The 216-nt window shown below is 45.4% G+C and carries 1 protein-coding gene; it reads right to left on the reverse strand.

The window, feature by feature from the left end:
* Window positions 1-185, reverse strand: a 185-nt coding sequence (locus JEM65_RS22580; protein WP_233530792.1) for a hypothetical protein, incomplete at its 3' end; no start/stop codon positions are given.
* Window positions 186-216 lie beyond the last annotated feature (31 nt).

The raw sequence follows: 216 nt of genomic DNA on the forward strand, positions 1-216 counted from the left end.
TGGGACTTGAACTCCTTCACGAGTTGCTGGTGCTCCTCTTTCTCTTGGACCAAACTCTGATCGAATTTCTTCTCCGCTTGCTCCAACTCATGGTGGTGACTTTTCCGACACTGATCCAAGTCGTGCTCGTATTTGCTCACCTTCCATTTGAGTTCGGATTCGCTTTTGTTCTTGGCATTGTTCAAAGAGATTCGATAAGTTCGTTCCACTACAAAA

This window comes from Gelidibacter salicanalis (genome assembly GCF_016469035.1).
Taxonomy (GTDB): Bacteria; Bacteroidota; Bacteroidia; order Flavobacteriales; family Flavobacteriaceae; genus Gelidibacter; species Gelidibacter salicanalis_A.